Here is a 21,045-nt window from a genome sequence, read left to right as displayed (position 1 = left end):
AGAACGGATGAAGCGGAGGCATGGCTTAGCCGGAGGCGTCGCCGTCATGGCGCTCCTGCTCGGCGGGTGCAGCGGCTCCGGCGGCAAGAGGGCCGAGGACGAGGCCGCCGACGTCGGGGTCGGATCCGGCCCCCGCCTCAGGATCGCGATGATCACCCACTCCGGGCCCGGCGACGCCTTCTGGGACATCGTCCGCAAGGGCGCTGAGGCCGCCGCCGCCAAGGACGACGTGGAGCTGCTCTACTCGGCCGACCCCGACGGCGGCGAGCAGGCCCAGCTCGTGCGGACCGCCGTCGACCAGCGGGTGGACGGCGTCGTCGTCACGTTCGCCAAGCCCGACGCGCTGCGCGACGTGGTGCGCCAGGCCGTCGCCGCGAGGATCCCCGTGGTCTCCGTCAACTCCGGCGCCGCCGAGTCCGCGCGGCTCGGCGCGGTGGCCCACTTCGGTCAGGACGAGGTCGTCGCCGGCGAGGCCGCCGGCCGCGAGCTGCGGCGGATCGGCGCGCGGCGGGCCGTCTGCGTCGTCCACGAGCAGGGCAACGTGGGCCTGGAGGGCCGCTGCGCCGGGGCCGCGCGGACCTTCGGCGGCCCGATGGAGAACCTGTACGTGCAGGGCACCACCATGCCGCAGGTCAGGTCGTCCCTCACCGCCAAGCTCCAGGCCGACTCCGCCGTCGACGGGGTGCTCACGCTCGGCGCGCCGTTCGCCGCGACCGCCGTGCAGTCCGTCAAGGAGGCCGGCTCCTCCGCCGGGATCGGCACCTTCGACATGAGCAGGGACCTGATCTCCTCCATCCGGGACGGGGCCGTCGCGTTCGCCGTCGACCAGCAGCCCTGGTTACAGGGATACCTGGCCGTCGACGCGCTGTGGCTGCTGAAGGTCAACGGCAACGTGATCGGCGGCGGACGGCCCGTCCTCACCGGCCCCGCCGTCGTGACCCGCGCCAACGCCGACACCGTCGCGCCCTTCGCCGCGCGGGGCACGCGATGAGCGGGTCGACGTCGAGGCGGTGGGCGGGGCGGCCCGAGGTCGGGGCGCTGTTGGGCGCGGTCGCGCTGTTCGTGTTCTTCTCGCTGGTGGCCGACACGTTCCTGCGGGCGGGCTCGCTGTCGACGGTGCTGTACGCGGCCTCGACGTTCGGGATCATGGCCGTGTCGGTGGCGCTGCTGATGATCGGCGGCGAGTTCGACCTGTCGGCCGGCGTGATGGTCACGACCGGCGCGCTGGTCGCGGCGACGGTCGCCTACCAGCTCTCCCTCAACGTCTGGGTCGGGGTGGCGGTCTCGCTGGTGGTGACGCTGGCGCTGGGCCTCGTCAACGGGCTGCTGTGCGTCCGGACCGGACTGCCGAGCTTCATCGTCACGCTCGCGACGTTCTTCATGCTGGCGGGCGCCAACCTCGGCGTCACCAAGATGATCACCGGCGGGGTGGCCACCGACTCCATCCGGGACATGGACGGGTTCGCCGCGGCGCGGGCGGTGTTCGCCGCGGACCTGGACGTCGGGGACGTCCGCGTCAACGTGACCGTGGTGTGGTGGCTCGTGTTCGTGGCGGCGGCGACCTGGCTGCTGCTGCGGACCCGGGCGGGCAACTGGATCTTCGCCGGCGGCGGGGCTCCCGAGGCCGCCCGAGCGGTCGGCGTACCGGTGGCCCGCACGAAGGTGGCGCTGTTCATGGGGGTGGCCTTCACCGCGTGGTTCTCCGGGATGCACCTGCTCTTCGCGTACGCCTCCGTGCAGTCCGGCGAGGGTGTGGGCAACGAGTTCTTCTACATCATCTGCGCGGTGATCGGCGGCTGTCTGTTGACCGGTGGGTACGGCTCCGCGATCGGCGCCGCCATCGGGGCCCTCATCTTCGGGATGACCAACAAGGGCATCGTCTACGCGCAGTGGGATCCCGACTGGTTCAAGTTCTGGCTGGGGGCGATGCTGCTGCTCGCCACCGTCGTCAACCTGGCCGTGCGACGCAGGGTGGGGGCGGGCCGGTGAGCGCGCCGCTGATCCGGCTGACCGACGTCGGCAAGAGCCACGGCCACGTCATCGCCCTGCGGGACGTCTCCACGGAGGTCGACGCGGGCGCGGTGACCTGCGTGCTCGGCGACAACGGGGCGGGCAAGTCCACCCTCATCAAGATCATCGCGGGCCTCCACCGGCACGACGCGGGGACCTACGAGGTCCGGGGTCGCCCGGTCGTCCTCGGGTCGCCCCGCGAGGCCCTCGACCTGGGCATCGCGACCGTCTACCAGGACCTGGCCGTGGTCCCCCTGATGCCGGTCTGGCGCAACTTCTTCCTCGGCTCCGAGGTGCGCAAGGGCCCCGGCCGCCTGGACATCCCCTTCATGCGGCGCACCGCCAGGGCCGAACTGCTGCGGATGGGCATCGACCTGCGCGACGTGGACCGGCCCGTCGGCACCCTGTCCGGCGGCGAACGCCAGTGCGTGGCCATCGCCCGCGCCGTCCACTTCGGCGCCCGCGTGCTGGTGCTGGACGAGCCGACCGCCGCGCTCGGCGTCAAGCAGGCCGGGATGGTGCTGCGCTACGTCGTCCAGGCCCGGGAACGCGGCCTCGGCGTCGTCTTCGTCACCCACAACCCCCACCACGCGCATCTGGTGGGCGACCGGTTCCTCATCCTCAACCGGGGCCGCGCCATCGGCCACCACGCCAAGGGGGAGATCACCCGGGAGAAGCTGACGGCGTTGATGGCGGGCGGCGCCGAGCTGGAACGCCTCGCCCACGAGCTCGAACTCAGCGGACCAGACGCAGGACCTCGGGCTTCAGAAGACCGTTGAGCTGCTCGTACGGGATCCGGCGCGTCCGGCTGTCACGGCACAGCTCCGAGACCGTCCAGGTGAACTCCATGTGCGTCGGCGTGAACGTGGGGGCGACGGCGGCGGCTCCCCCGATCCGCCCGAGCCCGCTGATCGGCGTGAACCGGCAGAACAGGTCGCCGGCCGGGATCGGCGGCGGAGGGGGCACCCGACGGCCCAGGACCGCCGCCCCGCCGGCCAGCGCCGTGGGCTGGAAGACGTCCCCGACCTGGAGGACACGGCCGGTGGCCAGCTCCACGTTGACCGACTTGGCCCTCAGGTCGACCCCGCCCCCGGCGTAGACCGGGTTGTCGACGAGGTACCGCACCGAGAACAGGCGCGGCCCGCGAAGGCCGTACCGGGTGGCGATCGTCAGCCGCAGCGGCGTCCCGGAGGGCTCTCCGGCGGTCCGGCGGCCGACCTGCTCCCAGTGCCGCCGATAGTCCGCGATGGCCTGGTCGAGCGGAGCCCGCAGGGCGCGGTTGATCCGCCGCTGGACGGCGGGGTCGGGGTGCCCGCTGACGGTGACGAACTCGGCCCGGTCCACGACCATGTTGATGTCGCGGAACGCCTGCGAGTACGTCTCCGTCCGGGCGGACACGTTCAACGTCCGAGGCGCCGGGTCGTCCCGGTTCACGTACAGGGCCCCGCCGGTGGCCGCCGCGCCGACGACGGCGGTGGTGGCGATCGCGACGCCGACCTTGGCGCCCGTACCCGCCAACAGGCCCCCGCCCGCCGCCGCGCCGCCCGCACCCGCCGCACCGCCGGCCGACAGCCCGGCCCCGACGGCGGCCGCCGGGGCGGCGAGACCGGCCGCCGCCAAGGGGAAGAGCGCGGCGAGCGCCACGGCGGCGGCCGCGAGCGTCCGCACGCCCCGGGCCTCCCAGTCGGCCCCGTAGGCGGCCCGCGCGGCCTGTTCGAGCTCGTCGACGAACGCCGCCGCGCCCGCCGGCCGTTCCCCGGGGTTCTTGGCCATCCCGCGTTCGACCAAGGGGCGCAGCGCGTCCGGCACCGACTCGACCGGGATCGGGGCGGTGCCGTGCAGGCCCATCAGCGCGATCCGGTCCGCCGCCTCGTACGGGCGGCGGCCGGTGACGCATTCGTAGAAGACGCAGGTGGCCGCGTAGACGTCGGTCGCGGGACCGGCCGGCTCGGCGCGCCACTGCTCCGGGGCCATGTAGAACGGCGTGCCCTCCGCCGAGGCGGCCCCCGCCGGAACGGCGACGCCGAAGTCGATCAACTTGCTGCGCCCGTCGGCCGGGACGACCACGTTCGCCGGCTTGTAGTCGCGGTGGACGACGCCGACGGCGTGGGCGGCGGCGAGCCCGAGCAGCGAGCCCTTGAGGACGGCCAGCGCGGCCTCGGGCGCGAGGGCGCCGTGCTCGGCCAGCACCGCCTTCAACGAGGTGCCGTCGACGGCCTCCATGACCAGCGCGGCGCCGTGCTCGCCCTCGACGAGGCGGTACAGGCGCGCGACGTGGGGGCTGTCGACCTGCCCGAGCATCCGCGCCTCATGCCGGAGGCGTTCCCTGCTCCCCTCGACGGCCCGGGCGGTCAGGTACTTGATGGCGACGGGCTCACCGGACCGCTCGTGGGCGGCCAGCACCACCCGCCCCTGGCCGCCGCTGCCGAGCTCACGTATCTCACGGAAACCCGAGATCCGCCATTCCGCCACACCACGCTCCTCGCCTTGCCGATCTTTCCGGCTTTTCAGACGTTAGCGGCAGGAGCGGAGTTCGGGAGTCGCCCGCAGGGCTTCCAGCTTCTCGACCGGACAGCCCCACCCGGGAAGGCCCGGCCGAACGCCGCGCGGGCGGGGCCCCTCGGCGCGGTCAGGGCGACGCGTCCGGGCGGGTGACGCCGACGTGCTCGGCGAGGAGCCGGACGCGGGCCTCGTGCTCGTCGTGCCCCACCACGATCGGCGGCTCGTTGTACGGCATCGTGTCGGACGAACGCCGCAGCTTGACGTACTGGCCGCACGCGTCGATCGCGTACGGCTCCATGTCGTCCTGCAGGGCGCCGATCACCGTGATGCCGTGGGTCTCCCCGATCCGCCGGAACAGCGCCACCGCCTCCTTGCGGTGCTCCTTGCCGAGGTTGCGGCCCAACTCGTCCAGCACCAGGCACAGCCGGCCGCCGCCCGAACCGGCCAGCGCGGCGGCGCACACCAGCTTCACGGCCTTCTCGTCCATCAGGGCGGTGTTGGCGCGCCGGTTGTACGGCACGTACCGCCGGCCCTCCGAGCGCCGCCACCGGGGGACGACCTTCCAGCGCCACTCCTGCTCGGGATCGGCGGGCGGCTCGGGGGTCGGGAAGTCCAGGGTCGCGCCGTACCCGCCGTAGGCCAGGTCGAGCTTCTCGAACTCCTCGGACACCCGCTGCAGCCGGGCGCGGATCGCGGCGGTCAGCGCCGTGCGGTGGGCCGCCGCCGCGCCCGCCGCCTCCTCCGCGCCCGTGGAGGCCTTCTCCATGTCGATGCGGCGGGCCGACACCTGCACCTCGATCTGCCGCCGCTGGTGCCGCTCGTAGTCCTCCTGCTGCCGCAGATGGCCGTGCAGAGCCTTGGCCAGCCGGGGGAAGGTGGACTGCTCCCGCTCGGTGCGGCGGCCCTCGCCCTCGGCGCGCTCGCGTAGCAGGAAGCGGATCTCCTCCGGCATGTCCGCGTCGGCCGCGCCGTCCGGGAAGACCCTCCGCAGCGCCTCGCCCAGATGCTTCTCGGCGGTGTGCCACCACTCGTCGGGCGTCCAGGTGCGCTCGTCGGCGTCCAGGGCGAGCAGCCACTCCTCGGCGGCCTCCCGGGAGGCGCCCCACTCGCGCCGCAGCTCCTCCACGCCGAGCGCCGCCCTTCGGTCGGCCAGGTCGGCGGCCTGCTCACGGGCCTTGTCGCGGGTCCGCTCGTGGGCCTCGCGCCGTCCCCGCAGCCGATCGACCTCCAGCGCCCGGGTGTCGGCCCTGGCCTGCAGCCGACGCACGGTCTGCTCGGCCGCGCCCAGTCCGGGACCGAGCTTCGCCTCGCCGGTGGCGAGGGACTCCAGCCGTTCCCGCAGCTCGGCCATGGTCTCCCGCACCGACTCCAGCTCGGCGGCGGCCCGCGCGCCCGCCAGCCGCCGCCCCGCGAGGGCGACCTCGGCCGAGGCGTCGGCGGCGTCCCCCCGGGCGGCCTCCACCGCGTCGCCGGCCGCCTCCAGCGCCGCGCGGGCGGCCTGCACGCGGGCGACCCGGCCGGTCACCGGCTCCGGGAAGCCGCCCACGACCACGACGCCCCGGGCGTCGTCGCCGGACAGCGCCGCGAAGAACGGCGCGAGCGCCGCCCGGCACTCCACACCCGCCGGCAACCCCTCCGTCACCGCGTCGCCGGTGAGCGCGCCCTCGGCGGGCACGATCATCGAGCCGGGCAGCGACCGCAGCGCCTCCACCGCCGCCGGCACGTCCGTGGACGGCACCACGACCGCCTCCCGGTACGGCCACAGCGCGATCTCCCACCGCTCCCGCGCATCGGGGGCCAGGTCGATGGCGTCGAGGAGGCCCATCGCGGCGACGCCGGCCCCGGCCAGCGCGCGGATCTGCGCGGGGGCGCCGCCCTCGCCCGCCTCGGTCGCCGCCAGGTCGCGTTCGGCCTGGGCGAGCCGACCCTTGGCCAGCCCGAGCCGCTGCTGGGCCTCGTCACGGCGCGCCTCGGCCTCCGCCAGCTCCTTGACGGCGGCGTCCTCGTCGCGGTCGTCGGCCTCGCGGCGGCGGTCCTCCAACGCGGCGACCCGGCGGCGCAGCTCCTCCAGCCGGTTGCGGGCGACCGCCTTGTCCTCGCCGATCCGGTCGGCCCGGCCCTTCAGCTCCGCCAGCGCCCGGGCGGCCTCCGCCAGCGTCTCGTCCAACGCCCCGCCGGTGAGCTGCTCGACCTCCCGGTCCACCGCCTTGATCGCGGCGGCCAGCTCGGCGGTCTCGGCGTGCAGCCGCGCCAGCTCGGCGGTGTGCGCGGCGTCCGCCTCGGTCGCGTCCAGCAGCAGCCGGGCCTGCCGGGTGCGCCAGTGCCGCAGCGCGGCGGCGACCTCCTCGCGGGCCCGGTCCCGGCGGTCGAACGTCGTGAGCAGGGCGGCGGCCTCGGCCTCCCACTCCGCCAGCCGCTCGCGGGCCTCGGCGGCCTTGGCGCGCTCGCGGTGCTCGTCGGCGCGGGACCGGCGTTCGGTCTCCAGCTCCCGGTCCAGCCCGGTGAGCGCCGCGATGGCGCCGAAGATCCGTTCGGGCGGGATCTCGTTCAGCGGCTGCGACAGCAGGTTGGTGGCGACCTTGCTGCGCACCGACGTCGACAGGAACGACACGCACCGCACCCGCCCGCCGTACAGGACCCGGCCCAGGTCCTTGGCGACCAGGTCGCGCCGCCCGGCCGAACGGGGCAGCTCCGCCCACCGCCGGTCGGCCAGCGCCACCCGCTCCGCCTCCGACGGCGCCGCCGCCAGATGGACGCCCCGCCGCCACCGGATCTCCAGGTGCGGGGCGTCCACGTTCACCCGCAGCCACACCGTGACCGCGTCGTCGAGCAGGTCGGGCTCGGCGAAGACCCCCGCGATGTAGCCGTGGTCGGCGCTGGCCCACCGGCTCTCGCCCTGCGCCGCCAGCTCGGCGTTGAACAGCAGCTCCGCCACCGCCCGCGCGCCCGACGCGAACCGCCACTGCTCGTCGCCCAGCAGCGCCGTGATCGCCGCGATGAACGAGGACTTCCCGGCCCCGTTGGAGTCCTTGGGACCCTGCCCGGCCACCACGATCAGCGTGCCGGGCACGGTCGGCACCGGGTGCGTGGACAGCCGGGAGATGTTGACCGCCTGGACCGCGACGAGCGTGCGGTCGCCCACGACGTTCTCGGTCGCGCCCGGCGGCCCGTCGAGCCCCTCCGACAGGACGGCCGTCATGCTGGCCCCTTCCGTCATCGTCACCCCTTCCGTGCGCCGCGCCGCCGGGCCCGGATGGCCGCCGCCAGCGGCGAGTCCGGGCCGGCGGCCAGGATCAGCTCCTCCTGCAGCCGCCGTCGGGCGGCCTCGGTCAGCCGGTGGAACTGCGGGCCGGGCACGTATCCGCCGGACGCCTCGTCCGAGCCCGCCTTCACCGGACCGACCAGCCCCGCCGCCCGCAGCCGTCGCAGCGCCGACTCCAGCTCCGTGATCGTCAACTGCGACCGGCGGCGCAGCTCCTCCAGCGGCGCGGGGAACGGCGACAGCCACGAGTCGTCCGTCAACCGCCCCTCGGCGCGCGGGATCGCCACCGCGTGGATCAGCACCAGCGTCAGCACCGCCCGTTCGGCGACCGACAGCGCGACCTCCGGGTCCGCCCCGAGCGCCTCCCGGACCTCGTCGGAGTGGCCGGAGATCCAGTGCGCGGCCGACGTGCGGATCAGCGTGCGCCCCGACAGCTCCAGCATCCGCTCCACCGTGCGCCGCAGCGCCGGCTCCCGCAGGGCGGGGAACCGCACCTCGGGGATCGGCGCGGCGGCGTGCTCCACCGCCATGAACGCCGCCACCAACTCCGCCCTGCGCTTCTCGTCGTACGGCCGCAGCAGGGGCTCGAACAGCTCGCTCACGCCTGCGGCCCGCCCTCGTCCGGGGGCGGGGGGAGACGGCGGAGCAGGGCGCGGAGGGGCGCCAGCGTGTCCTCGGCCCACAGCGCGGTGCGGGGGCCGGGGCGCACGGAGCCCGCGTCCTCGTCCACCAGGAGCCAGCCGGTGTCGGCGAGGCGGCGCAGGTCGCCGACGGCCCAGCGGCGCATCAGGTCGGCGTCCCCTCGCGTCATCGTCACGTACACCTCCAGCACGGCGGCGAGCGCGGCGGTCCCACCGGGCCAGGGGGAGTCGTCGAGCCGCGTCCAACAGCAGCGCAGCGCGGCGGCCAGGACGCGTCGGGCCTGCCCGGGGCGGTCCAAGGGCATGGGGGCGGTCTCGTACTCCTCCAACACCGACGGGGTCGCGCCGTCGGGCCACTCCGGCAGCGCCCAGACGCGGGACCCGTCGCTCACCCGCGTCAGCCCCGACGGCACCGGCGCGGACGCGGGAAGGGACGCCGCCGCGCCCAGCATCCGGGCGCGGGCACGGGCGAGGACCTGCGGGTCCGGCCCGGTCACGGCGTCTCCGTCGAACGCTCGAAGACGCCGTGCGACAGCCAGGACGGCGCGTCGCCGGGACGGGTGTCGAGCCCGTCCGACCACACCAGCCGGTAGGGCAGCTCCGGCCGCAGGTGCGCCGCAGACAGGTCCGCGAGGAGACGGCGCGCGGTCGGCCAGTCGCGGTCGAGCGCCTCGCGCACGTCCACGCGGTCGCGTCCGCGCAAGACCTGCTCGGCGACGCCGGCCAGCCGGTCCGCCTCCGAGCGGTCGGCCGGGGGACGCCCCGCCAGACCCGGGTCGGGGATCGACGGACGGGGCGGCGCGGGGCGCGCCGGCGCGGTGCGGGGACCGTCCTCGACGGCGGTCACGATGGCGGCGGGGTCGTGCCACGGCGCGGGCGCGTCGAACACGAACCCCTCCAGCACCCCCGCGAGCTCTTCGCGGGAGGCCGTCCGCGCGTAGGTCCGCCACGTCTCCGGCGGCAGCAGCGTCAGGTTGCGGGTGGTGCCCGCCGAGTCGGTGAGCCGGGCGGCGGCCCGCCGGGACGCGTCGCCGTAGGCGTGGATGGCGGCCCGCAGCTCGGTGCAGGTGCGGTCCAGCTCGGGCCAGCGGCGCAGGATCGCCCCGTGGAGCTGCTCGGCCCGGTCGATGACCTCGGTGGTGCCCCACAGCTTGGGGGCCTGCTCGCGCAGCTCCTCGATGGTGGAGTTCGCCAGCGTGAGCAGCTCCACGCTCCACAGCCGGAACGCCCGGCCGAGCCCGTCGGCCCCCACCCGCGCCTGCTCGGCCGTCATCCGCGGGTCGGCCGCGTTGAGCCGCTCCAGGGCCAGCAGCCGGTGCATCTCCGACTGGCCGCCGTCCAGCATCATCCGGCGCACGAACATCAGCCCGACCACGCTGGTGAACGAGGCCCGGTACCGGAGCTGGTTGGGCTTGGGGAACACCTCGCGGATCGCGCCCAGTCCGCGCAGCACCCGCAGTCGGTTCTCGAACGCGTCGGCGGGATGCCGGCGGCACACGTACCGCATCTGCTCCCGGCTCAGCCCGTCCTCGCCCGCCTCGGCGAACGCCGACAGCAGCGTCTCGGCGATGTCGACCAGCTCCGGATCGTCGACGACCGCCCCCGCGTCCCGGGCGAGGGCGGCGAACATCTGCCGGTAGACGCCCAGCACCGCCTCGCCGACCAGCACGTCGTCGAGGGACCCCGGGGTCTCGGAGAGGGAGGACACGGCGCACTACCGTACCGGGAGTCCGCGGGTCGGCCCCGCAAGGTGAACATCGGGGGACGGGCGGGCCGGCGACCGATTGCGGCCGGACGGATACTTTCCGTCTGGAAAACAAGACGGCGGATGGTCATGAGTGCAAGACTCACGGTGACCGCCAGATGTCGGGCCGCCTCATCACCGCAGATCACCCCACACGGATCAGCACCCGGATCACCAGCGCACATGACATCGGACACCGCCCCCACCAGTATCGGCGCGAGGCCGCCGGCCCTGCCCGCGGAGCCGAACGCCTTCGTCGGCCGTGAGCGGGACCTGGCCGACCTGCGCCGGCTGCTCTCGGAGACCAGGGCGGTGACGCTGTGCGGCCCCGGCGGGATCGGCAAGACCCGGCTGGCGGTGCGGGTCGCGCGCGCGCTGGCCGGGGACCAGCCCGACGGCGTCTGGTTCATCGAGCTGGCCGACGTCGGCTCGGGCGCCGTCGACCTGGACCCGGTGGCCCGCCGGGTCGCCGACGTGCTCGGCCTGGCCGACGAGACCGGCCGGGCCCCCGCGGACTTCCTCGCCGACGCGCTGCGCCGCCGTCGGGCGCTGGTGGTGCTCGACAACTGCGAGCACCTGGTGGAAGAGTGCGCCAGCCTGTGCCGGACGCTGCTGGCCCGCTGTGACCGGCTCCGGATCCTGGCCACCAGCCGGGAGCCGCTGCGGGTGCCGGGCGAGAACGTGTGGCGGGTGCCGCCGCTGTCGTTCCCCGCCGCCCGGGACGAGCCCGCGGGCCCCGCGCGGCACGAGGCGGTCCGCCTGTTCATGGCGCGGGCGACCGCCGCCCGACCGGACTTCGCGCTCACCCCCGGCAACGCGCCCGCGCTGGCCGAGCTGTGCCGGGCGCTGGACGGGGTGCCGCTGGCGCTGGAGCTGGCCGCCGCCCGGGTGCGGGTGCTGTCGCTGGAGCAGATCGCCGACCGGCTGACCGACCGGTTCCGGCTGCTGACGGCCGGCGACCGGACCGCGCCGCCGCGCCAGCGCACCCTGCGGGCCGCCATCGACTGGAGCCACGAGCTGCTGGACGAGCCGGAGCGGATCCTGCTGCGCCGGCTGTCGGTGTTCGCGGGCTGGTCGCTGGACCAGGCCGAGCAGGTGTGCGCCGACGGGCTGCTGCCGCAGGAGCAGATCCTGGACCTGCTGACCGCGCTGGTCGACAAGTCGCTGGTCGTGGTGGACCGCGAGGTGGCGGGGGAGACCCGGTTCCGGCTGCTGGAGAGCATCCGCGAGTACGCCGTCGAGCGGCTGGCGGAGGCGGGGGAGGAGCAGGCGCTCCGCGGCAGGCACCGGGCGGCGGTCCTGGAGCTGCTGGAGCACCACGCGGAGCTCGGCGTCGCGCACCGCCCGGCGTCTTGGCGGCGGCGGGTCGAGCTGTACGACCGCTACGACGTCGAGCAGCACAACGTGCGGGTGGCGCTGGCCTGGTCGAGGGAACGCGGCGACGTGGAGGAGGGGCTGCGCCTGTGCCTGGCGGCGCGGCTGTTCTGGGGGCCGCGCGGCCACTACGCCGAGGCCGCCAAGTGGAGCGACTGGTTCCTGGAGCGGGGCGGCGACGCCGATCCCCGGGTCTTGGGCCCCGCCCTGGTGGGCCGCGCCCAGCTCGCCGTCGAACGGCGTGAGTTCGACGTCGCCGAGACCTGCGCCCGCGCCGGGCTCGAGCACTGTCGGGCGGTGGGCGACGCCCGCACGGTGGCCGCCGGGCTGGGCGTGCTCGTCCATGTCGCGATGCGCGCCGGCGAGGACGACCGGGCGCTGGCGCTGGCCGAGGAGTCGCTGTCGGTGGCCCGCGCCCAGGCCGACCCGTGGAACGAGGGCCTGGCGCAGTTCTGGCGGGGCGTCGTCCTGCTCCGGGGGGCAGGCTGCGCGAGGCCGAGGCCGTCTTCGAGTCCGGGGCCGCGCTGATGCGGGACCTGGACCAGTTGTGGGGCGTCTCGCTCGGCCGGGTGCTGCTGGGCGCGCTGGCGCGGACGCGCGGAGACCAGGCGGGCGCGCGCCGGCACTTCGAGGAGGCGCTGCCCCCGCTGCGGGAGATCGGGGCCCGCCCGCTGATCATGCGGAGCCTGAACGGGCTGGGCCGCTGCGCCCTCGCGCAGGGCGATCTGGAGGCCGCCCGCCGCGCGCTGGAGGAGACCCTGCGGCTGGGGCGGGCGATCGGGCTGCGGGCCGCCGTCGCGTGCGGGCTGGAGGCGTTCGCCGAGCTGCTCGTGCAGGAGGGCGACGAGTCCGGCGCGCTGCTGCTCGGCGGGGCCGCCGCCGCCCTGCGCGAGCGGATCGGGCCGGACGAGGAGCGGGGCTGCCCGCGCGGACCTCGGGTGGAGGGCGTGTTGGAGCCCGCCCGCCGCAGGCTGGGGGAGCAGCGCGTCGCGCAGTTGTGGGGCGAGGGCCGGGCGCTGTCCGCCGATGACGCGGTGGCCTACGCGCTGGAGCGGCAGGCCCCCGGGCGCACGGCGGCGGCCGGCGAGGCGGCGGTACCCTCGGACGGCGCTCCGGCGTCCGCCGTGGACGCGGATCGTCCCGCGCCGGAGGCCCCCGCCCCGCCGCCCGCCGCGCCCGTCACACCGCCGGGCATGCTGACGCCCCGGGAGCGCGAGATCGCCCAATTGATCGCGCGAGGGCTGAGCAACCGGGGCATCGCCGACGAGCTGGTGATCAGCCCGGCCACGGTGGCCCGGCACGTCACCAACATCCTCACCAAGCTGGGCTTCGGCTCCCGCGCGCAGATCGCCGCCTGGGCGGTCGACAACATCGCCGGCGCTCAGTAGTCCGCACCCCTGTGTACACAGTCCCCGCCCCGGGGCGGGCTCGTGCGCGAGCGCGGTTACACACGCCGATGCACAGTTATATGCATGTGCATTCCGGCCCTCGGGGCCTAGCGTCACAGACGTGATCCTCAGCCCGCCCGCCGCCGGCCCCGCGGCCCCCGACACGACGGTGACCGATGCCGTCTTCGGGGCCCGCAGTTGGGGGGAGCGCGCCGCCGTGGTCGAGGCCGGGTCGGGCCGCGCGCTGTCGTACGCGGGGCTGGCCGAGGCCATCGGCGCGGCGGCGGGCGGGCTGGTCCGCGCGGGGCTGGGGGAGGGGACGGCGGTCGGACTGCTGGTCCCCGACACGCCGGAGTTCGTCGTGGCCGCGCACGCGGTCATGGCGGCGGGCGCGGGTCTGGTCCCGGTGCGGGCGACGGCGGGGCGGTCGGAGATCGTCCGGCGGCTCCGCGCGTCCCGGGCGCGGGCGCTCATCACCTGGCCCGTGCTGGCCGACGTGGCCCTGGAGTCGGTCGGGGGGACCGACGTGGAACGCGTGTTCTGCTTCGGCGACGAGCCGGACGTGGAACCGTTCTCCACGCTGCTGCACGGGGGCCCAGGGCCGCGGACGGCCGGCGAACCCGGCACGGGTGTCGCGGTCCTCGCCGAGGCCGGTCCGGCCGCCGGCGCGGCCCGCGACGTGTGGCTCACCCATCGGCACCTGGTGGCGGGCCTCGTGCAGCTCACCGCCGCCGGGATGCTGAGCGGCTCCGACGTGGTGCTGTCGGGGGTCCCGTTCGCCGACGTCGTCGGTCTGAACGGGGTGCTGGCCCCGGCGCTGCGGCTGGGCGCGACCGTGGTCGCCCGCTGCGGTTCCGGCACCCACGACCTGCTGCGCACGCTGGCCGACCACCGGGTGACGGTGGCGGTGCTGCCGCCCGGGCCGGTGGAGACGCTGGCCTTCGACGAGGCGGTGGACCGCTACGACCTGAGCGCTCTGCGGTCGGTGGTCTCCACCGGGGGGCCGCTGTCCGTCGACGTCGCGCGCGCGTGCGCGGCGCGGCTCGGCTGCCCGGTCCGGCAGGCGTACGGGCAGGCGGCGGCGGCCGGGTTCACCCACCTCAACCTGCGGGCCGCCGAGGAGGGCACGCTCGACTCGATCGGCCGCGGCCTGCCCTGGGTGTCCTGGCAGGTCGTGGACCCGACCACCGGGCTGCGGCAGCCGTCCTACCGGCCGGGGGAGCTGCGGCTGCGGGGACCCATGGTCGCCGCGCCGCACGGCGGCTGGCTGCCCACCGGGGACGCGGCGTTCGCCGACGAGCACGGCCGTGTGTACATCGTGGGCCGGATGGACGCGACGCGGCCCGAGCCGCCCGCCGACCCCGGCGTGCTCCTCGCCCGCCACCCGGCCGTCGAGGAGGCCGTGGTGGTCCCCGTCCCCGACGAGGGGCTCGGCCTCGCCCCGCACGCGTTCGTGGTGCTGCGCGGGCCGGGTCGGGCCGAGGACCTGCTGCGTTACGTCAACGGACACCTACCGACCTTCCAGCGGATCCTCGCGATCCACGAGGTGGACGCGATCCCGCGTTCACCGGGGGGCCGGGTGCTGCGTCGCGCGCTCCTGGAACGCGTACGTCTGTCGCCCTGAGAGGGAGGGGAGGCGACAGCCGTACGGGAGCGCGCGGCGCGGCCCGGGTACCGGTCCTACACATCCGACTACACAGTTCTGCCGATGTGCCGGAGCGGCTCGCGCGCATACCGTCGGCCCATGGTTGACGGCGGGCCGAACGCCTCCTACGGACGGTGCCGGGCGGATGTCCGGAGGCCGGCGGCGGCCATGGAGACGGTCCCGGCGGCCGTGCTCGACGCGGTCGCGCGCCAGGCCGCCCGCGCGCCCGGCAAGCCCGCGCTCATCGACGGCGCGGACGCCCGGGCCCTGGCCTACGGGGAGTTGGCGGCGCTGGTGCCCGCCGTGGCCAGGGGGCTGGCCCGGCGCGGAGTGCGTCCCGGCGACCTCGGCGGCGTCCATCTCGACGGGGCCCGCGACCTGGCGTTGGCCGTGTACGCGGTCGCCGCGGCGGGGGCGGTGCCGCTGCTGCTCCCGGCGGCGGCGTCCGTGGACGAGCTGGCGCGGCTGCTGGCCGCCGAGGAGGCCCGGTTCCTGTTCACGTCGGCGGCGTTGGCCGGCCCGGCGCTGGCGGCCACCGACCGCTCCTACGTCCGGCAGGTGTTCTCGTTCGGGGACGTGGTCGGGGCGACGCCGTTCACCGCGCTGCCCGCGCCCGACCGGCCGGGCGACGACCGTCCGGCCGTCGACCCGATGCGCGACCTGGCGCTGCGGACCCCGGCGGGCGGTTTCACCCACGCCGACCGGCTGGCGGGGATCGTGCGCTGGTCGGGGTCCGTCGAGCCGGCGCACACCGACGTGCTGGTGGCGTGCGCGACCGAGTTCGGGCACGCGGCCGAGACCTGGATGGGGCTGATCGACCTGGCCCTCACCCATGGGGCCACCTTCGTGGCGGCCACGGGCCGGGGCGGACCGGCACTGCTGGCCGCCGCCGAGGGCCACGGCGCCACCATCGCGGTGACCACCCCGGCCACGCTGCGGTCACTGGTGCACGACCCGACCGCACGCCGGTCGGCGGCGGGGCTGCGGCTGGTGGTGATCGGGCACATGCCCGCGGAGATCGAGCACGACTGCCGTCGCCGGCACGGGTGGAGCGTCACCCGCTGCCACTGATCACAGCAGGTGCGCGTTGGGCTCCCGGGCCCGCTCCGCGAGGTCGGCGACGTGCACGACCTCCACCCCGGCGGCGCGCAGCACCTCGTCGCCGTCGCCCTCGACGAACAGCGACGGCTCCCGCCACGCGTACACGACCCGGCCGATGCCGGCGTCCACGATCAGCAGGGCGCAGGGCCGGGGCCGCGACAGCCGCCGACCGCAGGGCTCCAACGAGCTGTAGATCGTCGCGCCGGCGAGCGTCGGAACCGCCGTCCTCGCCAGCGCCACCTCCTCGGCGTGCGCCGTGGGATCGGTCTCCCGGGAGAAGCCGCGCGCGAGCTCCGACCCGTCCGCGCCGACGATCACGGCCCCCACGGAGAACGCCGTCTCCGAGGGCGGGCACGACCGCGCCAGGTCGCAGGCCAGCTCCAGCCACCGCCGGTCGTCTCGCGCGTTCAAGGGACCCTCCTGTCAGGGGCGGCCGCGATGGGTCAGATAGCGCAGCAGCGCCAGGTCGCCGATGCGGGTCACCTCGGCGAGCCGCATCGGGCGGGCCGGACTCTGCGGGAAGACCCCCGGATGCACGAACCTCGGCGCCGACGGGTCGCCGATCAGGAACGGCGCGACCACGAGCTGCAGTTCGTCCACCAGGCCGTCGGTCAGGAAGCGGGTGTGCATCCCGCCGCCGCCCTCGACCATCAGACGGCGCACGCCGCGTCCCGACAGGTCCGCCAGCAGCCGCCGCGGGTCCACCGGGTCGCCGCCGTCGATCACCTCGGCCACCCCCGCCAGCCGTTCCACCAGGGACGGGGCGGCGTGGGATCCGGCGTAGACCAGCTTGGGAGCGTCGCCCATGGTGAAGAAGCGGGCGGCGGGGTCCAGGTCGCCGCTGGCCGTCATCGTCACCTTGGTGGGCTGACGGGGCAGTCCCCGGGCGGCCCGCCGCTCCTGGCGGGACGGCGACTTGATCAGCAGCTTCGGGTCGTCCCGCCGGATGGTGTTCGCCCCCACCAGGATCGCGTCGCAGGTGGCGCGCACCCCGTCCACGCGGTCGAAGTCCGCGGGGCTCGACAGTCGCAGCCGGTCGGGCCCGGCGTCGTCGATGTAGCCGTCCACGGACATCGCGCAGCTCAACAGCACATAAGGGCGGTCGCTCACGATTCGACGATAGCGCCGCGGCGATCACCGCCCGGCGGGATGGGCTGATCGTTTGTGGTTTGTCGGCGTTTCTGCGCCGGAGGAGACGCCCCGGGCCCCTAGGGTTTGCCGGGACATGCGACTCCTGCACACCTCCGACTGGCATCTGGGCCGCTCCTTCCACCGGGAGGACCTCCTCGGGGCCCAGGCCGACTTCATCGACCATCTGGTCGAGACCGTACGAGAGCGGCGGGTCGACTGCGTGGTCGTGTCCGGGGACGTCTACGACCGCGCGCTGCCGCCGGTGGACGCCGTGCGGCTGTGCAACGACGCGCTCCGGCGGCTCGCCGGGCTGACCCGGGTGGTGCTGATCGCCGGCAACCACGACTCCGCGCACCGGCTGGGCTTCGGGTCCGGGCTCATGGACGCCGCCGGAGTCCACGTCCGCACCGATCCGGCCACCGTGGGCACTCCCGTGATGGTCGGGGACGTGGCCGTGTACGGCATCCCCTATCTGGAGCCCGAGCTGGTGCGGCCCGTGTGGGAGCTGGACGGGCGCGGCCACGCCGCCGCCCTCACCGAGGCGATGCGCCGGATCCGCGCCGACCGGGCCGAACGGGGCGCGCCCTCCGTGGTGCTGGCGCACGCGTTCGTGACCGGGGGAGAGCCGAGCGACAGCGAACGCGACATCTCCGTGGGCGGCACGGCGCACGTGCCCGCCGGGGTCTTCGACGGCGTCGAGTACGCGGCCCTCGGGCACCTCCACGGCCGGCAGCGCATCACCGACCGGGTGCGGTACTCCGGCTCGCCGCTGGCGTACTCCTTCTCCGAGGCGCGTCATCTCAAGGGGTCCTGGCTGATCGAGGTCGACGGCGACGTGTTGAGGGACGAGTTCGTGGAGGCGCCCGTCCCGCGACGCCTCGGTCACCTGAGGGGCCGGATCGAGGAGTTGCTCGCCGACCCGGCCCACGAACGGCTGGAAGGGCACTGGCTCCACGTCACGCTCACCGACACTCAGCGCCCCCGGGCGGCCATGGACCGCCTGCGGGTCCGCTTCCCCCACACGCTCGTCCTGGCCTTCGAGCCCGAGGGCCGCACCGAAAGCGACGCCCGGACGTGGACCGAACGCGTCCAGGGGCGAGGTGAGGCCGACATCGCCCAGGACTTCGTCGCCGAGGTCACCGGAGCCGACCCCGAACCGGCCGAGCGGGCCCTGCTGCGCGAGGCGTTCGAGTCCTGCCGGCGGAAGGACGCCCTCCGATGAGGCTGCACCGGTTGGAGATCACGGCGTTCGGGCCGTTCTCCGGCACGGAGACCATCGACTTCGAGCGACTGTCGAACGCCGGGCTGTTCCTCATCCACGGGCAGACCGGGGCGGGCAAGACCAGCGTGCTCGACGCCGTCTGCTTCGCCCTGTACGGGAGGGTCCCCGGGGTCCGCGCCCACGCCGACGGGCTGCACAGCCACCACGCCGCGCCCGGCGAGGCCCCGCAGGTCGTGCTGGAGACCACGCTGCGGGGCCGCCGGTTCCGCTTCACCCGTTCGCCGGCCTGGGAGCGGCCCAAGCTGCGCGGCGCCGGGACCACCCGTGAGAACGCCCGGGTCGTGGTCGAGGAGTCCGACCACGGCCGCTGGACGCCGCTGTCCACGCGGATCGACGAGGTCCAGGATCTCGTCAAGGCGCTCATGGGCATGAACGCCGAGCAGTTCTGCCAGGTCGCGCTGCTGCCGCAGGGCGAGTTCGCCGCGTTCCTGCGGGCCGGCGCGGAGGAGCGCCGCAAGGTGCTGGAGCGGCTGTTCGCCGCCGAGATCTACGCCCGCGTGGAGAGGTGGCTGGTCGACGGCAGGACCGACACCCGCCGGGAGGTCCAGGAGCTGCGGTCGACGGCCGAGTCCGCCGCCGACCGGATCGCCGAGGTCGCCGGCACCGTCCGTCCGGGGGCGGCCGGCCCGGTGCCGAGGCCCCGACGGGCCGAACCCGCCGACGAGCCGTTGGAGCCGGTCGAGTTCCTCCTGCCCTGGTCGATCGAGGCGGCGGGCCAGGCGGCGACGGTGGAGTCGGTGGCCGCCGCGCTGGACGCCGAGTGCGCGCGGGAGCTGACCCGCGCGGGCGAGGCGGCCGACCGGGGCCGGACCCTGGCCGACCGACGGCGGCGACGCGCCGAGGCGCTGCGCCGCCGCGCGGACCTCGCCGAACGGGCCGGTGAACGCGCGGAGTCGGCGGCCCGGCTGGACGCCGCCTCCCGCGCCGACCGGGTCGCCCCGCTGATCGAGGCGGCCGAGACGCGGGCGCGGCAGGACGAGCGTCTCCGCCGGCGCGCCGTCGAGGCCCGTACGGCGGTCGGCGCGATGGTGCCGGCGGCGTTCCCCGACGAGGTGCTGGACAAGGCCGAACGCGACCGCCGCGACGAGGCCGCCGGGCTGGAGCGGCTGCGCGAGGACGCGGCCCGCGAGCGCCGGATGGCCGCCGAGGCCGCCCGGATCGCCCGCGACGCCGAGCACCTCGAACTCCGGGAGGCGGAGCTGTCCGCGCGCCTGGAAGAGCTGCCCGGACGGGTGGAGGAGGGCCGCGCCGAGCTGAACGCCCTCCGCGTCCGCGTCGCCGGCCGTCCCGGGGCCGAGGCGGCCGTCGAGGACCTCGTCCGTCGGGTGGAGGCTGCCCGACGCCGCGAGACCGTCGCCCCCGCGCTGGCGGCGGCCGAGGACGCGTACCGAACGGCGGTGGACCACGCGCAGGAGGCGCTCGACCGGCTGCAGGCCCTCCGTCAGGACAGGCTCGACGGCATGGCGGCGTCGCTGGCCTCCGAACTGGTCGCGGGCGAGCCGTGCCTGGTGTGCGGGTCCCCGGACCACCCCGCCCCGGCCGCCCCCCGGGCCGACACACCCACGCCGGAGGACGAGGAGGACGCGCAGGCCGACCACGAGCGCGCCCAGGAGCGCCGTGAGGACGGCAAGGCCCGACGCGCCGAACTGCGCGCCGAGCTGGACGGGCTGCTGGAGGTCACCGAGGAGCCCCTCGACGCGTTGACCGAGGCCCTCGCCGAGGCCCAGACGTCGCTCGCCGCGCTCGCCGCCGACGCCGCCCTCCTGGACGACCTCGAACGGCGGCTCGCCCAGACGGAGCTGGAGCTGACTCAGGCCCGGGAAGGGCGCGAGACGCTCCTGCGGGAGCTGACCGGCGCCCGCACGCGGCACGACGAGCTGACCGCCGAGGCGGCGCGGCTGCGCGCGAGCCTCGACGAGGCGCGTGGCGAGGACGCCACCCTGGAGGCCCGCATCGACCGGCTGACCGGGGAGGCCGACGCCCTGCGCGCGGCGTCCGACGCACTCCGGGAGTCGGCGACCGCGGGCGAGGAGTTGCGGGCCGCCCGCGACGCCGTCGACGGCGCCGCCTCCGCGGCCGGCTTCCAGGGGGTCGACGACGTGCGGGCCCACGCCCTGGATCCGGCCTCGCAGGAGGCGCTCCGGCGACGGCTCCGCGCGTTCGACGACGAGGACGCCGCCGTCCGGGCCCTCCTTGAGGACCCGGACCTGACCGCCGCCGCCGAGGAGCCCGCCCCCGACCTCGTGGCCCTGCAGGACGCCCTCGACCTCGCCCGCCGCGACGCCCGCGCGGCGTCGTCCGCGCTCGATCGGGCCCGGCAGCGCCGCGAACGGCTGGCCGCGCTGCACGCGGAGCTGGAGGCCGCCGTCGCGGCCTGGCGTCCGGCGGCCGAACGGCACGCCGTCGTCGCCCGGCTCGCCGGCCTCGCCTCCGGGAACCACCCCGACAACCACCGGCAGATGCAACTGTCGGCCTACGTGCTGGCGGCCCGCCTCGAGCAGGTCGTCGCCGCCGCGAACGAGCGACTGGCCCGCATGTCCGCCGGACGGTACGCGCTGGAGCACACCACCGAGCGGGCCGCCGCCGACACCGGCCGCCGCAAGGGCACCGGCGGACTCGGCCTGCGCGTCGCCGACGCCTGGACGGGACAGTCCCGCGACCCGGCCACGCTGTCCGGCGGGGAGTCGTTCATCACCTCGCTGGCCCTGGCGCTGGGCCTGGCCGACGTGGTCACCGGCGAGAGCGCGGGCGGCGCCGAGATCGGGACCCTGTTCGTCGACGAGGGCTTCGGCACGCTCGACGCGGACACCCTCGACGAGGTGATGGACGTGCTCGACGGGCTGCGCGACGGCGGCCGGGCCGTCGGCGTCGTGAGCCACGTCGCCGAGCTGCGCACGCGCATCCCGGCGCAGCTCCGGATCCGCAAGGAGCGGACCGGCTCCACGGCCGCCGTCACCGTCTGACG

General features: G+C 75.8%; 16 protein-coding genes. 9 read left to right on the top strand and 7 right to left on the bottom strand.

What is annotated here, in order from left to right:
* The first annotated feature begins 7 nt into the window (after nucleotides 1-7).
* Genes DFJ69_RS02420 through DFJ69_RS02410 form a run of 3 tightly spaced genes read left to right on the top strand, consistent with a single transcriptional unit; the run spans nucleotide 8 to nucleotide 2,789 of the window.
* Nucleotides 8-991 (top strand): sugar ABC transporter substrate-binding protein, encoded by a 984-nt coding sequence (locus DFJ69_RS02420; protein WP_116020962.1) that lies wholly within the window; start codon nucleotides 8-10, stop codon nucleotides 989-991.
* Nucleotides 988-1,989, top strand: a complete 1,002-nt coding sequence (locus tag DFJ69_RS02415) for an ABC transporter permease (protein WP_116020961.1) — start codon at nucleotides 988-990, stop codon at nucleotides 1,987-1,989. The genes DFJ69_RS02420 and DFJ69_RS02415 overlap by 4 nt, the downstream gene beginning before the upstream one ends.
* Nucleotides 1,986-2,789, top strand: a complete 804-nt coding sequence (locus tag DFJ69_RS02410) for an ATP-binding cassette domain-containing protein (protein ID WP_211328488.1) — start codon at nucleotides 1,986-1,988, stop codon at nucleotides 2,787-2,789. Before DFJ69_RS02415 ends, DFJ69_RS02410 begins: the two co-directional genes overlap by 4 nt.
* Here the strand turns inward: DFJ69_RS02410 and DFJ69_RS02405 are convergent.
* From DFJ69_RS02405 to DFJ69_RS02385, 5 genes are all read right to left on the bottom strand, one after another.
* A complete protein-coding gene (locus tag DFJ69_RS02405) occupies nucleotides 2,746-4,482 on the bottom strand; it encodes a serine/threonine-protein kinase (RefSeq protein ID WP_116020960.1) in 1,737 nt (578 codons plus the stop codon). The two genes, DFJ69_RS02410 and DFJ69_RS02405, sit on opposite strands and share 44 nt — an antisense overlap.
* Nucleotides 4,483-4,639: 157 nt before the next feature.
* Entirely contained in the window at nucleotides 4,640-7,729 is a 3,090-nt protein-coding gene (locus DFJ69_RS02400) for a chromosome partitioning protein ParA (protein ID WP_245973944.1), read from the bottom strand.
* 2 nt (nucleotides 7,730-7,731) lie between these two features.
* Nucleotides 7,732-8,376 (bottom strand): hypothetical protein, encoded by a 645-nt coding sequence (locus DFJ69_RS02395; RefSeq protein ID WP_116020959.1) that lies wholly within the window; start codon nucleotides 8,374-8,376, stop codon nucleotides 7,732-7,734.
* Nucleotides 8,373-8,912: a hypothetical protein gene (locus DFJ69_RS02390; protein WP_245973942.1), complete on the bottom strand. Its 540-nt coding sequence runs from the start codon at nucleotides 8,910-8,912 to the stop codon at nucleotides 8,373-8,375. Before DFJ69_RS02390 ends, DFJ69_RS02395 begins: the two co-directional genes overlap by 4 nt.
* A complete protein-coding gene (locus DFJ69_RS02385) occupies nucleotides 8,909-10,123 on the bottom strand; it encodes a hypothetical protein (RefSeq protein ID WP_116020958.1) in 1,215 nt (404 codons plus the stop codon). The genes DFJ69_RS02390 and DFJ69_RS02385 overlap by 4 nt, the downstream gene beginning before the upstream one ends.
* Before the next feature lie 219 nt (nucleotides 10,124-10,342).
* On the opposite strand from DFJ69_RS02385, the gene DFJ69_RS02380 reads away from it, so the two are divergent.
* The 4 genes from DFJ69_RS02380 (at nucleotide 10,343) to DFJ69_RS02370 (ending at nucleotide 15,637) form a co-directional block, all read left to right on the top strand.
* A complete protein-coding gene (locus DFJ69_RS02380; RefSeq protein WP_245973940.1) occupies nucleotides 10,343-12,061 on the top strand; it encodes an ATP-binding protein in 1,719 nt (572 codons plus the stop codon).
* Entirely contained in the window at nucleotides 12,061-12,921 is an 861-nt protein-coding gene (locus tag DFJ69_RS35250; RefSeq protein WP_245973938.1) for a LuxR family transcriptional regulator, read from the top strand. Before DFJ69_RS02380 ends, DFJ69_RS35250 begins: the two co-directional genes overlap by 1 nt.
* A gap of 121 nt (nucleotides 12,922-13,042) precedes the next feature.
* A complete protein-coding gene (locus tag DFJ69_RS02375; RefSeq protein ID WP_116020957.1) occupies nucleotides 13,043-14,545 on the top strand; it encodes an AMP-binding protein in 1,503 nt (500 codons plus the stop codon).
* 120 nt (nucleotides 14,546-14,665) lie between these two features.
* Entirely contained in the window at nucleotides 14,666-15,637 is a 972-nt protein-coding gene (locus DFJ69_RS02370) for an AMP-binding protein (RefSeq protein ID WP_170177513.1), read from the top strand.
* Here DFJ69_RS02370 and DFJ69_RS02365 read toward each other — a convergent pair whose 3' ends face one another.
* Both DFJ69_RS02365 and DFJ69_RS02360 read right to left on the bottom strand, forming a co-directional pair.
* Nucleotides 15,638-16,078: a deaminase gene (locus DFJ69_RS02365; RefSeq protein WP_116020955.1), complete on the bottom strand. Its 441-nt coding sequence runs from the start codon at nucleotides 16,076-16,078 to the stop codon at nucleotides 15,638-15,640.
* Between the two features lie 12 nt (nucleotides 16,079-16,090).
* Nucleotides 16,091-16,777 carry a RibD family protein gene (locus tag DFJ69_RS02360; protein WP_116020954.1) on the bottom strand — a complete coding sequence of 229 codons (687 nt, stop codon included), beginning with the start codon at nucleotides 16,775-16,777 and terminating at the stop codon, nucleotides 16,091-16,093.
* Nucleotides 16,778-16,892: 115 nt separating this feature from the next.
* Between DFJ69_RS02360 and DFJ69_RS02355 the strand changes: the two genes are divergently transcribed.
* Nucleotides 16,893-18,020 (top strand): exonuclease SbcCD subunit D, encoded by a 1,128-nt coding sequence (locus DFJ69_RS02355; RefSeq protein WP_116020953.1) that lies wholly within the window; start codon nucleotides 16,893-16,895, stop codon nucleotides 18,018-18,020.
* Nucleotides 18,017-21,043: an AAA family ATPase gene (locus DFJ69_RS02350; RefSeq protein WP_116020952.1), complete on the top strand. Its 3,027-nt coding sequence runs from the start codon at nucleotides 18,017-18,019 to the stop codon at nucleotides 21,041-21,043. Before DFJ69_RS02355 ends, DFJ69_RS02350 begins: the two co-directional genes overlap by 4 nt.
* Nucleotides 21,044-21,045 lie beyond the last annotated feature (2 nt).

This window comes from Thermomonospora umbrina, assembly GCF_003386555.1.
GTDB lineage: Bacteria > Actinomycetota > Actinomycetes > Streptosporangiales > Streptosporangiaceae > Thermomonospora > Thermomonospora umbrina.
This window is presented reverse-complemented; position numbering and strand designations above follow the sequence as displayed.